At 40.3% G+C, this 14,894-nt stretch carries 17 protein-coding genes; 4 read left to right on the top strand and 13 right to left on the bottom strand.

The window, feature by feature from the left end; translation table 11 throughout:
* Positions 1 to 80 precede the first annotated feature (80 nt).
* Positions 81 to 1,052 (bottom strand): protein kinase family protein, encoded by a 972-nt coding sequence (locus BN6556_RS13925; RefSeq protein ID WP_066192554.1) that lies wholly within the window; start codon positions 1,050 to 1,052, stop codon positions 81 to 83.
* A gap of 81 nt (positions 1,053 to 1,133) precedes the next feature.
* Here BN6556_RS13925 and BN6556_RS13920 point away from each other — a divergent pair, with 81 nt between their 5' ends.
* A complete protein-coding gene (locus BN6556_RS13920; protein WP_066192552.1) occupies positions 1,134 to 1,649 on the top strand; it encodes a phosphatidylglycerophosphatase A family protein in 516 nt (171 codons plus the stop codon).
* A gap of 44 nt (positions 1,650 to 1,693) precedes the next feature.
* Here BN6556_RS13920 and BN6556_RS13915 read toward each other — a convergent pair whose 3' ends face one another.
* From BN6556_RS13915 to BN6556_RS13905, 3 genes are read right to left on the bottom strand one after another with little or no spacing between them, the layout of a single operon-like run.
* Entirely contained in the window at positions 1,694 to 2,122 is a 429-nt protein-coding gene (locus tag BN6556_RS13915) for a YbaN family protein (protein ID WP_066192549.1), read from the bottom strand.
* Between the two features lie 12 nt (positions 2,123 to 2,134).
* On the bottom strand, positions 2,135 to 2,575 hold the full coding sequence (locus BN6556_RS13910) for a DUF86 domain-containing protein (RefSeq protein ID WP_066192547.1): 441 nt from the start codon (positions 2,573 to 2,575) through the stop codon (positions 2,135 to 2,137).
* 29 nt (positions 2,576 to 2,604) lie between these two features.
* Positions 2,605 to 2,880 (bottom strand): YutD family protein, encoded by a 276-nt coding sequence (locus tag BN6556_RS13905; RefSeq protein WP_066192543.1) that lies wholly within the window; start codon positions 2,878 to 2,880, stop codon positions 2,605 to 2,607.
* Between the two features lie 125 nt (positions 2,881 to 3,005).
* Here BN6556_RS13905 and BN6556_RS13900 point away from each other — a divergent pair, with 125 nt between their 5' ends.
* A complete protein-coding gene (locus BN6556_RS13900) occupies positions 3,006 to 3,962 on the top strand; it encodes a M23 family metallopeptidase (protein ID WP_066192540.1) in 957 nt (318 codons plus the stop codon).
* Between the two features lie 41 nt (positions 3,963 to 4,003).
* On the opposite strand, the gene BN6556_RS21725 is transcribed toward BN6556_RS13900, so the two are convergent.
* From BN6556_RS21725 to BN6556_RS13870, 7 genes are all read right to left on the bottom strand, one after another.
* Entirely contained in the window at positions 4,004 to 4,108 is a 105-nt protein-coding gene (locus BN6556_RS21725) for a methionine/alanine import family NSS transporter small subunit (RefSeq protein WP_130859748.1), read from the bottom strand.
* 23 nt (positions 4,109 to 4,131) lie between these two features.
* Entirely contained in the window at positions 4,132 to 5,613 is a 1,482-nt protein-coding gene (locus BN6556_RS13895) for a sodium-dependent transporter (RefSeq protein WP_066192538.1), read from the bottom strand.
* A gap of 316 nt (positions 5,614 to 5,929) precedes the next feature.
* Entirely contained in the window at positions 5,930 to 6,718 is a 789-nt protein-coding gene (gene yunB / locus BN6556_RS13890; RefSeq protein ID WP_066192536.1) for a sporulation protein YunB, read from the bottom strand.
* A 57-nt stretch (positions 6,719 to 6,775) separates the two neighbouring features.
* Complete coding sequence (locus BN6556_RS13885) at positions 6,776 to 7,087, bottom strand: YunC family protein (protein ID WP_066196396.1); 312 nt, start codon at positions 7,085 to 7,087, stop codon at positions 6,776 to 6,778.
* Between the two features lie 63 nt (positions 7,088 to 7,150).
* Positions 7,151 to 8,536: a bifunctional metallophosphatase/5'-nucleotidase gene (locus BN6556_RS13880; protein ID WP_066192534.1), complete on the bottom strand. Its 1,386-nt coding sequence runs from the start codon at positions 8,534 to 8,536 to the stop codon at positions 7,151 to 7,153.
* A 16-nt stretch (positions 8,537 to 8,552) separates the two neighbouring features.
* Positions 8,553 to 9,386, bottom strand: a complete 834-nt coding sequence (locus BN6556_RS13875; protein ID WP_066192531.1) for a sulfite exporter TauE/SafE family protein — start codon at positions 9,384 to 9,386, stop codon at positions 8,553 to 8,555.
* A gap of 121 nt (positions 9,387 to 9,507) precedes the next feature.
* The gene (locus BN6556_RS13870) at positions 9,508 to 10,035 is read right to left on the bottom strand and encodes a GNAT family N-acetyltransferase (RefSeq protein WP_066192529.1); all 528 of its coding nucleotides are present in this window, start codon (positions 10,033 to 10,035) and stop codon (positions 9,508 to 9,510) included.
* Positions 10,036 to 10,503: 468 nt separating this feature from the next.
* On the opposite strand from BN6556_RS13870, the gene BN6556_RS13865 reads away from it, so the two are divergent.
* Together BN6556_RS13865 and BN6556_RS13860 are read left to right on the top strand one after the other, a co-directional pair.
* Complete coding sequence (locus BN6556_RS13865) at positions 10,504 to 11,448, top strand: alpha/beta hydrolase (RefSeq protein ID WP_066192527.1); 945 nt, start codon at positions 10,504 to 10,506, stop codon at positions 11,446 to 11,448.
* Between the two features lie 344 nt (positions 11,449 to 11,792).
* Positions 11,793 to 12,638 (top strand): C40 family peptidase, encoded by an 846-nt coding sequence (locus BN6556_RS13860; RefSeq protein WP_066192525.1) that lies wholly within the window; start codon positions 11,793 to 11,795, stop codon positions 12,636 to 12,638.
* 380 nt (positions 12,639 to 13,018) lie between these two features.
* On the opposite strand, the gene BN6556_RS13855 is transcribed toward BN6556_RS13860, so the two are convergent.
* Complete coding sequence (locus tag BN6556_RS13855; RefSeq protein WP_066192523.1) at positions 13,019 to 13,222, bottom strand: CsbD family protein; 204 nt, start codon at positions 13,220 to 13,222, stop codon at positions 13,019 to 13,021.
* 95 nt (positions 13,223 to 13,317) lie between these two features.
* Entirely contained in the window at positions 13,318 to 14,673 is a 1,356-nt protein-coding gene (locus BN6556_RS13850) for an outer membrane protein assembly factor BamB family protein (protein WP_066192521.1), read from the bottom strand.
* Between the last annotated feature and the right edge of the window lie 221 nt (positions 14,674 to 14,894).

Genomic DNA, 14,894 nt, shown 5'->3' with positions numbered 1-14,894 from the left:
GCTACCTGGTACTTTATTGCTGACATAAATGAGATACAGAACTGCCCATTAGGATGGAATGATCTAAAATAGCAGGTTGATTATATATTGGTCAGCCAATCTAATTGTATACCATTTATGTCTCTTTCATCCACCCCTAATTGATAAAAAAAGGACGCCAAATGCTGTTGGTAATTATGTTGTTGTGTGATGATGTCTTCCATTGATATCGTGGATCGAGACGTTTGTTGGATTTGATCCACCAAATCGAATAAATGAATCGGAAAAAGCAGTCTGGCATATAATAACTTCCAGCCAAAGGCAGACAATGGTATTTGCGAGAGATAGGAACGTAAAAAACGTTCACAATCTGCATGGCGCAGGCCTTCTTCTTCCAGCATAAAATGTCTTATCTTCTCGGCAAGATCGCGAACGGGGTGATCATATATAAAGGTAGGACTATAAATAAAATCTTCCTTCATCTCCTTTTGATAACGTCCAAAGGTAATGGTCGGCTGATCATTGGCACTGAATTGCCTTTCCTGTTCCACCACATGTAAGTATTGGATGGCGTTTTCTGCTAAACCAACAATATAGGGAAATAAGTTTACCGTATCCCGCAAGATTGAATTCGCTGGCCGTTGTTGATATAGTTGTTTATATACTAACTCATACTGATCCGTCTTATTGGACCAAAGTTGCCGCCAACGACCATAATGATTGATCTCCTTAGGTTGATAAGGGTACTGAAACCCAATCTGCTGAAAGGCTGCCAACATTTGCCCCTCCTCCAGCTCGAAGTTGGATGGATAAGCATAACAGACAACATACTGTTCTTTACCAACCGTCGTGATAAACTGATTATGTATATTAGGTATGGGGCAGGTTACATTGGTAAACCCTTGTTGATGATAATAAGAGGCAATGCTGTACCATTCCAAAGCGGCTTCTTCTGAATAAGCACTTGGCACCACGAAATAATAGGTAGATTGGTCCTGATATGTCATATAAGGCTGGTCAGCTATTGGTTTAACGGGAACCTGCATCGGGTAGTGTAAGAATACAGAATGCATGGTTATTCCCCCCTTTTTTAGAAATATATTAAACTATATGTGTCTTTCCTCTCAAAAATGATGAATACAGGATGTGATTAGATGTCAAATCAACGAAAAAAGAGTGTACTGGAAACAAAAGCAAGAGAAATGCTGCAAGATCGGGGAGTAGAGCTTGATGATATTGCTGATCTAGTCTTTTACCTACAAAATAAATATCAAGAGAATCTAACCTTAGAAACATGTTATAAGAATGTGGACCATGTACTAATGAAACGAGAGGTGCAGAATGCCATCATCACCGGTATCCAGCTAGATATCCTAGCAGAACAAGGCAAACTCCATTCTCCACTACAGGAAATTGTTGAATCAGATGAAGGCTTATATGGAATTGATGAGGTTATTGCCTTATCGATTGTTAATGTATATGGTTCGATCGGTTTTACCAATTATGGTTATATCGATAAGCAAAAGCCAGGAATATTGGAGAAGCTCAACGATAAGGCCAATGGCTGCCATACTTTTCTTGATGATATCGTAGGAGCGATTGCTGCTTCTGCCTCCTCACGCTTAGCACATAGCGCAGAACATGATGAATCCACTATTGACGATGAATAAAACTCAAATAAGCCGTATCCACAGTGGATACGGCTTATTAACAGTCACTTGCTTATTTTTGCTGGAACCTGGTTGGCTGCCGATTCTTGGTAGACATCCTGTTTCTCCTTCAACAACGGTGAGGTGAAAATAAAAATGGTTACAAATATGGCTATGCCGATCATCATGACCTTAATCGCACTTAAAGGAATAAAAAAGAGCGAAAACACAACGCTTGTCCAAACAAGGCAGACAGCACCAATCTTAATTTTCACAGGCACTCCCTTACCTTGTTGATAATCGGCGATATAACGGCCAAAGTACCGGTTAGTGATCAGCCAATGATGCAACCTTGGCGAAGCCTTTCCAAAACAAAAGGCTGCCAATATAATAAAAGGAGTAGTCGGCAAAATCGGTACAATAATACCAATCAGACCACTAAGTAAGCTCAGTGTCCCCATCGTCAGAAACCATAATCGCCGTATTTTTCTCATGGTATATCCTCCTTACCCCTTGTTTGTAAATGTATTCGCTACGCCGATTTCATTAGCCAGATATTGTCGTATACTGGAGCTAAACCGCGATAAAGGTTCGTAGGCAACGATGAAAACACTCATTAAGCGGGCATGATCGATCTGCTTATATTCTTGTACAACATGCTTTCGCAATGATACAAATACCTCATAAGCCCCTTGATCTTGCTTATTAATCACTTGCTCATCCACTAATATATGAACAATATCCAGATAACTCCCTGGATCACGCATTATAAACCCATCTATCATCATATTACCCGTATCAATGAAGGCCTCGATCAGCACATGTGTCATACGCTCCAACGCATATTTGTCCAAGTCACTTTCACCCGAGTAATCTTTTACTTTCGGCAGGGTTCGGTCAAAAAAATCCAACGTTTCATTCATTTGCATCATGTCTACAAAATACAACGTGCTTCCCTCCATATATTTATCCTTTTCTAATGGTTCACCTGTTTAACAATAAAAAAACGACAGCCAAAATTACAATATTCGTACAAATAATCTTCACAGGTACTAAATTTTGTATCAAAGGTAGCTTTTGGGTTTTGGTCATCATAAAAGCCCTTTAACCGCAGCTGTTGATACCCCCAGTCACCAACAATAAAATCATATTTCGTTAATATATCGGCATATCTCTCCTTGAAGGCTTTTTCCTCAAAGGCAGACCGATAATCTTTGATCACTTCATAACGTTTTCCTTGTACTTCAATCATTCGATGTCACACCTTTTTCGTAAAAGTTTTTACAAATGTTTCTAGCATGAAAATAATCGCACTGCTCACACTATGTAGAAACGGTTCAAGTCGTTCCACCCCTAAAGAAAAGGAGGTTATTATTTTTGATTCAACGTATCTTACTATTTGCCTTGTTAGGTTTTTTTCTTCTATCTACTATAGCATATGCAGAAGAAAATGTGGATGCAGACGCTGAAAAAATCGCACTTTATCGACAAATGGAAGCCGTCACCCTCATTCCATGGTATTATTTAGCTGCGATTGATCGCTATGAAGCAAACATACGTGACGCCGATGGTCAAGAAACTGGTTTAATTAATATAAACATTAGCGAAGAAAAATGGTACGGATTTGTACCATTTCAACAACCTGCTACCCCTGAGCTGCTGCAGATGTTTGGCGGTATCGGACAAGATGGTGATGGAGATCAGCTTGCCGATAAAGACAATGATATCGATGTATTATATACGATGGCATCTTATTTAAAAGAGAGCGGTTATACTTCTCAAGACATTCGCACGGCGTTATGGAATTATTATCATCGAGAGTTAACGGTGATGTCCATTATGAATTATGCCAAGCTATTTCAACAATATCAGACAATTAGCTTGGATGAAACAGCCTTTCCTGTTCCTAAAGGGTATAATTATAGTTATCGCAGCACATGGGGTGATGCCCGTGGATTCGGCGGACGAAGAATTCATGAAGGAACAGATATTTTTGCAAGCTATGGCACCCCTGTACGTGCAACCACCTATGGGGTTGTGGAACTGAAAGGTTGGAATAAGTATGGTGGCTGGCGTATTGGCATTCGCGATATTTATAACAGATATCACTACTTTGCCCACCTTAATGGCTTTGCGGAAGGTCTGGAAATGGGAGATATCGTCGAAGCCGGGCAAACGATTGGTTCGGTAGGTTCCACAGGCTACGGCCCGCCTGGTACCGCTGGAAAGTTCCCGCCACATCTTCATTATGGTATGTACAAAGATAATGGCAAAACAGAATGGTCCTTTGATCCGTATCCCCATTTAAAACGTTGGGAAAATAACAATCCGTAAAGCACGAAATGCACTTTACGGATTGTTTCAGCTTTACTATGTTATGATTCCTTCGACGCATTTCTTGCCCGCAATACACTGGCAATTAACCCGCCCCAGATAATCACAATTCCAATCACAGCCATCACAATGGCACTTGCAGACATAGTGAGTCCTCCTTTTATATTTTTTAAGCCTGATGATCCTTTGCCGGCCATTTTTTCATCGTAATTAAAGCACCAATTAACATCGCTCCAAGCGCCACAAGCCAACCAAAATTAAAGAGGAAATCAATGGGGTACCCTTCATAGTTCTCTTTCAGATCTCCTTTTAAATTTTGCAACATCATATAACCTAGAATAATTGGGGTGATTACACCCAGACAGAATCTCCACCATAGACCTAATTTGATATCAGAGATCGAATCGGCATGCTGTTGTAAGTCTTTCAACGAACGTGCAAACCATGCAATCGCTACTACCTCAAACAAACCGGCTAAAGCTACACCATATTGGTTAATAAAATAATCCACGGTATCTAATAAATTGAGACCTCCTTGGTTGGCATATAATAACGAAGCCAAGAAGGCCAAACCGCCACCAAATAATAGTGCCTTTCCTCGTGTAATCGAGAATTTCTCTTGGAGACCTGCAATATAAGTTTCAGAAATCGAAATCATCGACGACAGACCTGCCAAGAACAAGGACGCAAAGAATAAGAAACCAAAGAATCCAGAAGCAGGCATTTGATTAATAATCTCAGGAAAGACCATAAAGGCTAATCCCATCCCGCTGTCCACTACTTCAGAGACCTCTTCACCTGACTGTAAAGCCATAAATCCTAACACAGCAAAAACACCGATACCGGCCAGTAATTCAAACGATGAGTTGGCAAATCCGGTAATAAAGGCATTATTCGTAATATCTGATTTTCTCGGCAAATAAGAAGCATAAGTAATCATAATCGCAAAGGCAATCGATAAACTAAAGAAAATCTGTCCATAGGCTGCTACCCAGACGGAGCCATCCATAATACTAGACCAATCCGGTTTAAAAAAGGCATCAAGACCATCTATCGCACCAGGCAAGGTAACGGCACGAATAACAATAATCAGAAAGACAATAAACAGAGTTGGGATAAAAATCCGATTGGCCCACTCAATCCCTTTCCTCACCCCTCTTCCCAAAATAAAGAAGACGATGATCCATACAACAAGGAGCGGAATCATAACCATCGGAACAATCGATCCAAATGATCCGGGATCAGTTAAATTTAAAAAATCTCCGGTAAAGAATGCTGCGCCATCATCTCCCCATTTGGTTCCAATTGCAAAATAGGCATACATGGCAGACCAAGTAATAATAATCGGATAATAGGTCGAAATCACAAAAGATATCAGTACCTGCCACCAGCCTATCCATTCCATCCCTTTACTAATTTTAGAGAAGCTACGAGGAGCTGAACTGCGATACTTGTGACCGATTGTATACTCCATAATCAATAATGGAATACCTGCCGTTAGCAAGGCAAATAGATAGGGTACAAAGAAAGCACCTCCTCCATTCTCAAATGCAGTTGCGGGGAATCGCCATATGTTACCCAAACCAACGGCTGAACCGATTGCCGCCAGCAAAAAGCCTATCCTGGTTCCCCATTGTGAACGATTATCCATAATGTTTGCTCCTTTCTCATTTCTATTTAATTTGTTTGCCAGATGAATTTACTGTTCACCAACTCACATGATCCAGTGAAAACATGATGAATAGATAACAGTGCTAATCCATGAAAGTATAACGAATGTTTGAATATTCTGTCAAATATTAAAAAAGAAAGGCAGTTGTTTTTTTGTTGACCATGGATAGCAGAGATCTGCTATTCATGGTCCATATTCACTCTGAAATAAAACGGAATCGGAATTAACTCAAGCGTTCATCTAGTTTTTTTGAGCAACAAGATTATATCTTTTCCACCTTTACACCCAATAAACATTAAGGAGAAAGATTGGGATCAATGGGAATGGATAAATCAGATGACCCTTCCCCATTATGATAGTAATTCGGCACATCACCTGGATGAAATACCTTTGTTACAGGGATGTTCTGCTCTAGTTTCACTGGTTTAGAAGCAAACGGAATGACAACACTCATTTCTACTTCTACATGTACATTCACTTCGATTATCGCTCCATTAATCCCTGTTTGAACAATCTCACTAGTTGTTTCCGTTGCCACACTTCCGATTACCTCCATATGAACCGGAATCTTCGGACCTAGATTCCCTAACAGCGGAATGCCTAAAGCCTGGCCAATGGGGATTTCGACTAATAACCCCCTCTTACGAATATCATCCAACAAGGCTTGCTCAGATTCATCCAACTCTAACTCTACTTCAATCGGCACACCGGTCTCCGGCCGCTCGCCTTCCTCCAAGAGCTTCAAGAAATTCTCTACCCGATATTGTACATTCCGCTGGACGCGGTTCTCCACAATTGTATTAAACACATAACTCTCCACCCTGCCCTGATCATCAACTTGTTCTTCAAATAAATCAGCCGTATCTAAGTCCTCCGAAATTTTCTTACTAACGGCAATCCCTAATGCCTGATTAGCAATTTGCGTCACACGTACTTCCGCATATTTAAGCAGCACTGGTTTTAACCCTTGATTGACCACTAGTATACTGGAAATCAGTGCCAATATAAAAAAGAAGAAAGAAAGAAAGAAGATGCGATGTACTGGAGATCTTCTCCATTGTCTTACTCTTGGTTTTCGTTTCATAAAAAATCTCCCCCTATCTTATATTTATGATAAGGGGAGCCGTTTATATACGTATATCTATTTTTCTTGGCCAATCTTTACTAATGCCTCACGCACTTTCATGCCTTGTTGCCATCCGTATTGCCTAGCATGATGAGTCACACTCTCTAACTCTGCCTCTTGCAGCTCAGCAATGGTCTTGACACCGACTGCTCGACCTGCCACAATTGGGCGATCCGACAATTTTTCATTTAATAACTCCACGTCCAAAGCACCGCACATCACATAACCTATCTCATTAGAAATTACCAATAGGTTGGTATGTGGTAGCTTTACAGTGATCGCTGTGAATGTTTTCCCTTCTATCGTAATTGGATAAACCTCCATCATCATCCAACACACCCCTTTTCCTCTTAGTCTATGAAAAAGAGGCTGCTTTGGTGTTTATGGATCCTATTGTTTCAGCATTTGCGCTAACAGATCTCGCATAAACTCTGGAAGAAAAAATTCTTTCCTTGTGGAACGGACAATTTCCGGAAACATATTGCCAAAAGTAAACATATCAGCAGTAGCAAAGGTGTAAATGCGATTTAATTTCAGCGGTCTCCCCTGCCATTCTACATCCTGTACTCTTGTTGAACCATCTTGATCGCTTTGTAGCGTCACCTTGACTCCACTAAAGACAAACTCACCTATAATTTTTCCTCGAAAACCAAACCCAGTTAACTCTAAATGTCGTAAAGAAGATTGACAAGCTCCTCTGATCACTTCCAGTACCTCTATGCCCCTTAACGGCACTGTACATGGATTAATCGGATGTGGACATATTTGATGAATATCTCCATAGGTCACTACTCCCTCAGGTAAACCATCTAACAAAATACCAGCGTTTAGCATGGCAATATCAGCATCTGTCCATTCCCTTAACTTATCCGTCAGTTCTTGAATAATCGGCGTATTAGCAAACCAATCAACCCTTAGTGGCTGGGCAAGCTCGGTTACTGGCTGCTGTAGTAACTCCATTGCTTGCTGTTCCATCGATTGGACCAAATTCACTGTTGCCTGATCTCGATCCAAGTACTCTGTTTCCACTGTATAGGCTTGCTTTTTCGTCAATTGGCCTACTGTATGGTCCCACTCCAGATGGACTTCACCGACATACTTCCCAAATTTCCCTGCAGCCGTTAACAGGCTTTGATTAACCTCTTTCCCATTTTTTAACAAATGATGGGTGTGACCACCGATAATCACATCAATCTCCGGGTATTTCTCCGCAATCATTTCATCATCGGACAATCCGAGATGTGATAAGAAAATCAATACATCACAATCTTTTTTTAACGCTTGAATATGTTCGGCCAAATAGTCATAAGGAGAAGTAACTTGCCATCCTAATGGCTGATAAAAAGCAGTAAACGGAGCCGTCAAACCAAATATTGTCACCCTTAATTGATACTTTGTTTCAAATGTGATACTGTCTTTTAACCAGGAAGGATTAGGTCCTTGCAACGTATCCAAATTAGCACAAGCTACTTGAAATGCCGCTTGATCATATAAATGAAATAAATCTTCATGCTCTAGCGTGATTCCTTCATTGTTGCCTAACGTGGCAAAATCAAACCCCGCTTCATTTAATAAGCGAATATTGGCCTTGCCACGAAAAGCCTCTGCAATTGGATGAGAACGATCAATATGATCCCCAATATCGACGATCCAGCTCTGCTGACCACGCTGTGCATTTTTCTCCTTCTCTTTTTTGAAATAGTGTACAATATTTGGCCACTGATCAAAATGACTATGTAAATCATTACAATAATAAAAATGAAAACGTTCGATCATCTAGCCAAACCCCCTTCTAAAACAGTCCTTGCCATATTAATCGCAAACCAATCAACAACAGAATGGCGCGAAGCAAATATTCTACCGAGGTGCTCGACAAACGTTGATTCAGTTTGGCCCCTAGTATACCGCCAAACCAAGCACCCGGAATAAATGCCCAAACGTACATCCACTCGATATGTCCCAGGCTGATATGTGTTAATGAACTGACCGTGCTAAGTGTTAAGATCATAAACATCGAGGTTGCCGTTGCAATATGTGGTGGAAAATAGAAGAGTAAAATCATCGCTGGCACCATTAAAGAACCCCCGCCAATACCGAAAAATCCGGATAATACCCCCACCACAAAGGCAATCAACATAGCAATAACTGGCGAAAACCCATAACGATAAGTAGAAGAACCAATTGTGATTTCTCTCCTCACCTTATGTCTGCCTTTCTTCAGAGGCATTTGCTCACCGGAATCCGGTGTTTTTTTCAAAATAAAGACAAGGAAGATCACCAACATAAAAAGTCCTAGAAACACAGAGAACATGTCTGTTTCGACAAACTGATTAAGCCATGCTCCTAATATTCCACCAGGTAAACTTCCAATAATAAAATATACACCACTCTTATAATCGATTCGATGATTTTTGGCATACGTATAAGTGGAGGATGCCGCAGTGAAAATCATAATAATCAGTGATATCCCGACAATCGTACTAGTATCCGCCCAGTCAAACGACGGCGTAGTAACATGCAGAATTAATAATGTGGGAACAAGTATCACTCCGCCCCCAAGTCCTACTAAACTCCCTACCGTGGCAGAGGCCAAACCTATTATAAAACAAAGTATGATGACAAACACAGTTATCCCTTCTTTTACAGATATTTTTCTTAGCCATCAGCGACCTATCGTTGCTGATGGCAATCTCCCTATATTATACTGATTCTGTCTTTAAATATCCATTTTGCCAAGTGATGTTGGATTATTGATCAAAGGGTGCGCTGTACTGGACAACACCTTGTGTATTAGTTAGCCCGCCCTGTATTAACTCAACTGCCATGAACGCTTCATCTTCTACTGCAAAAGGTGCCGTTATTTCCCACTTGCTTGCTGGCGCAAAACCAAATCGCGGATAATAATCTGGATGGCCAAGTACAATAACAGAGGAATAACCAAGCTTTGCGGCCTTCTGCAACGATGTACCAATCAGCTTACTACCGATCCCTTGTCCCTGATATGCAGGCAATACAGATACCGGCGCAAGTGCCAAGGATGGAGTATGGAAGGCTCCAATGGTTATCTTGGATAACAGTACCTGCCCAACTATTTCATTGGTTTCATTAAACGCAACGAAGGATAGTTCTGGGACGAACGCTTCTGTTTGTCTGATTTTATGTACTAAAACATGCTCTGTTTGATCACTGTATGTCTCATCGGCAAACGCCTGCTTCACTATTCGTTCGGTTTCAGCATAGTCAGTTTCTGTTTCTTGTCTTATGGTATAGTGCATAGTTTTCTCTCCTTTTGGAACAACCTCTTCATTATATTATTTATTTTAAAGAGATGCAGAACGAACGTCAATTTATTGCAATGTACAATCTCTTCAATAATTATGATATGATTACTTATAGTCACCCCTTCTATATAAGTTGAACGTATAAATGCAACAAAAACGTGTGACAAGCAAGTCTTTGCTCACATTATTTCCTGATAATACTTCGTTTAATCCATTCATGTAAATGGAACAAGAGCACCTATCCGATCAATGGGAAATGATTTCATGCAACTTATATAGTTAAAATCTCGCTAAATGTCAGGCAACGAGTCTTGCCTTATCCAAGTGGCAAATAAAGACTAATGACGGCATATAGCACGAAATGAGCCTAAAACGGAATCAAGATGTTCATTATTAGTAATGCAAGAATAACCCTTTAAACAACCTATCGAACAGAATTTATAACCAAAAGGAGCTGGAAAAATGTTCAATCAAAAGGAAATAACGATCCCCGCAGCATATCCATTACAAGGTACCTTCACCTTTCCCGATAGCGAACAAGTCAGCTACCCTACCGTTCTCATTATTCCTGGTTCCGGCGAGATAGACCGAAATGGCGATACAGCAGAACAACCAGCGATGTATTTATATCAAGACATAGCGGAGGCGTTAGCTGCTCGCGGATATGCGTCATTTCGTTATGATAAGCGAGGGCTCTTTGAAAGTGAAGGAGACTTTTTAGAGACCGGTTTCTATGACTTTATTGAAGATGCCGTACACTGCATCCATCATTTGCGTGAAGTAACGGAAGTAAACGCTGAACAAATTTATTTACTAGGACATAGCGAAGGGGCGATGATCACCCCAGCCATACAAAAACAAGAGGAGGTGCAGGGAATCATCTTGCTTAGCGGTTTAGCAGAATCCATCATTGATTTAACCAATCGGCAAAATGATGCGTTTTTTGAGCAGTTCAAACAAAGTAAATCATTGAAAAGCTTGCTTTATCGCCTATTTAAAATCGATTCCCTGCAAAAAAAAGTATTAAATAAACAACGAAATAAGATACTCTTCTCTGATCAAGAGGTAATGATGTCTAACGGAAGACGGATAAACGCAAAATATATTCGAGAATTTTGGCGTTATAATGTCTGCGAAATACTTCCAGCTATCCATTGTCCCACCTTCAGCCTAACCGGTGCTAATGATCAGCATGTACCGCCAGATCATGCCCAGACTATAGCCGAACTCGTTTCCGGTCAAGCAGAATGGCAGATCATCCCTGAGATCAATCATTTTTTACGAAAAGGAGAAGATCAGCCTCCGCATCAGCAAACAGCCGATTTTATCGAACAGCAGTCCAAGCTGTCCCTAGCGAATGAAGTAATCACAAAAATAACTAGCTGGTTAGATAATCAAATGAGGTAGACTACATTCAGAATCAAGTTGTGATCCCCCAGAATGGAAACAACTTGATTCTTTGTGTAATATAAATCCCTTTTACAAACGGTTTTGATTATTGCTTGTGTCATCTTTTTACCTAATTGAAATGGGGTTCTTTGTAAAATGTGAAGAATAAGCCGTCATAGCCAAATTATCACTTCTAATGTCGATTTATCTGTGTAATAATTTATCATAATTTGTTATCCCTGCTTAAATATTTTGCAACTCCCCTGTGATGTTCAGATGTTAAAGTAGTAGACAGTTGAGCGTAATAAGCGGTAATTAGGCTTTCGCTTAATTCTACTACAATTTTTTAAGGAGGAGTAACATTGGTAGAATCGCAACATTATCTAAAAAAATACGTTATTTCGACTGCAATTGTCACCTCAATTGCCCTTACCCCCGTATTCAGCGGCAGCGTCTTTGCTAAAGCTGGTGAAGGATCTTCAGAAGGTGATATTTCCATTAACGAAAGCAACGCTCCTAACATAGAGCAACCCGTTGCTAATCAAACCTCACTTATCCAACAAGGTGACGTTAACGAATCCGTAGAAGATATCCAAATTCAACTACAGGATCAAGGTTATTATACATATAACATTGATGGCATTTTTGGGGATATTACCGCACAAGCAGTTCGGGATTTCCAAGCCGATCAAGGATTGCAGGTGGATGGCATTGTCGGTCCAAATACTGCTCAATCCTTAGACGTACCTACTAATGGTTCCAGCAGTGAAGGTAATCAAGAAGAAGTGGTTGAGGTTGATCAGCCAAGTGACAACAATGATTCTAATACAACAGATACTTCTATCCAGCAAGATATCGTTGACACTGCTCAAAGCGTAATTGGTACGCCGTATGCATGGGGTGGGACAAGCCCTAGCGGAATGGATAGCAGTGGTTTCATTAACTACGTTTTCAATCAAGTAGGAGTAGATATTTCTCGTACTCATAGTGACATGTGGGCAAATACTGGTGTTCACGTGGACTCTCCGCAGATTGGTGATGTGGTTTTCTTTGAAGGTACCTATGACACAGAAGGAGCTTCTCACAGCGGAATTTATATCGGTAATAACCAAATGATCCATACTGGCAGTGAAGGTGTTGTAGCTGCAGATATGAGTATCGATTATTGGCAAAATCACTATATTGGAGCAAAATCATTTATTAGATAAGCAACAAAAGGGTCTTCTTAGGAAGGCTCTTTTTTTATATTCAAAAAGGAACGACTAGCTAAAATAGCATCGAGTTAGATGTCTCCCGTGATTTGCGCAGCGCAGCACATCACTCATTTCTTATGGGCTCAGGAACTGGTTTGCTTCTCCTCAGTCCGTAAGAAAGCTAGAATTCGATCACCTTACCATACGTTGCTGCTAGAAAAATAAGTCAAGCAAGCGTTTTTGGCCCCCGAATTAGTTTACATTAACGATTTATCACTATCCAAGTCTGTCCAGAGCCTTGAACAAGTCAAATTTCAGGTTAGTTACATCTATATGCTAAAAACAAGCAGACAGGTCACTTTCAAATAAGCGTCCTGTCTGCTATAACTATCCCTTTAGCGCTGATCGTTTTCTTCCTCATTTTCGTTTTTGGCATCTTTTATATTTCCTTTCGTGTCCTTGGCAAAACCCTTCGCCTTATCTATTTTGCCTTCTGCTTGTTTACTTTTCTGACCTGTTAGTTTTCCATACGCATCTTTTGCTTCCCCTTTTACTTTATCCTTTGCTCCCTCTACTTTATCTTTAAATCCATCTGTCATGTTACCAATCCTCCTTTACAATGACTGGTTCCCTGAAGGATTGACAATTAAACATGATCATTCATCAGGTTTTAAAGCTGGTGGTAACACATCATTTATCCTCTTTGACGACGTCTTTTCAACCATACCAAACCAATAACAAGGACAATGAGAAGCAAAGCACCGATTGTATAGACCATGGTCTGATTGATTCCAGTATGTTTACTTGCATGTTGTAATACATCTTCTCCAAATTCTTCAATTGGAACGGCATATACATTGGAATCCTGACTACCAATAAACATCGTATTATTGACAATAATAGGACCTGCAGGAGCCAATACACCTTGTAGCTGTTTCTCTCCTAATGCTTCGCCTGATTCAGCGTCCAACGCATAAATAAATCCTTCCGCATTCGAAAAATAAACTACCCCATCTTGTGCAACAGGAGGTGCTTTCATCACTTCATTCTCAAATTCCCATTGCTTCTCCCCTGTATCCAAATCAAACGCATAAAATGTTTTGGTGATCGGGCTTCCCACATAGATCATGTCTTCATAAATGATAGGTGCGCCAGATTTATTGTTTTTGACAAACTGACCAACGCCAAAACTAGCTTCCCATGCTAATTCTCCTGTTTCCGTATCCATCGCATACATCTTATGCTCTGGTTCTTCCTGTGTGCCTTCTATCGCCGTCGTAATAACCAGGTCGTCTGCAACGGCTGGTGGCACATCATCAAGACCAGCAATAACTTCAGGGAATTCTGTCTGCCAGGCAAATTCATCTGATGTTAAATAATAGGCTGAGAATGTGTAAGGTGATGGACTGCTCCCGCCTACAAACAGCTGATCATCCGTAATATTCGGTGCCGACATACTGACAGTGGAGCCGATTTCTGCTTTGTGCAACAATTCACCAGAATCAGGTTCTAACTTATATAAATGTCGATCTCCAGTAGCTGCATACACAGCACCATCATAATAAACCGGAGTAGGCATAACTTCTCCTTCCGTTACGTACTTCCATAAAATATCGCCATTTCCCGCATCCAATGCTAAGACACCACTCTCCCCTGTACCTCGGATACCATTATCCTGGAAATAGCGATTCCCATAACCTACAAAAATAGTACCATCTTGATAAATCATTTCTGAATGAATCCAATTAGGTGCCTGATTACGCCAGATTTCTTCTCCACTTGCAATATCAAAAGCAAATAAATCACCAGAATTATGATTTCCCACAAATAATCTATCACCGACAACTACCGGCGTCGCCCTTACTTCATCCGCCGTTTCGTAAACTTGACTTTCAAGCGGATCACTCCCATTATCAAATACCGCATTTTTATCACTTTTCATTCGATATTGCTGCCATTCCTCTGGTCCAAAATCTTCCGCTGATACGAAGCCAGGTAACAGAAAGAAAGTGCACATAAGAATCAAGCAGAAAAAAGTTTTGGTGTACATCAAATTCTCCTCACCGATAAGTTTTCTTCATTTTAAACGATTGTTGTAGAAAATGAAAGACAAGCATTTGAACGAGAAACATGACAAACTTATTATTATAAAGTTTGAATATTCACAATATCACTGGATATTCCACATGTGAAATCATATAACATTAGCTTATAAAGATTATTATTATAAACTTTTCATTAAGTTATCCTCCTAAACAAAGTTGACTATTA

Source organism: Gracilibacillus timonensis, from assembly GCF_900086715.1.
GTDB lineage: Bacteria > Bacillota > Bacilli > Bacillales > Amphibacillaceae > Gracilibacillus > Gracilibacillus timonensis.
The sequence above is the reverse complement of the archived record's forward strand: the minus strand, read 5'-3'. Positions and strand labels throughout refer to the sequence as shown.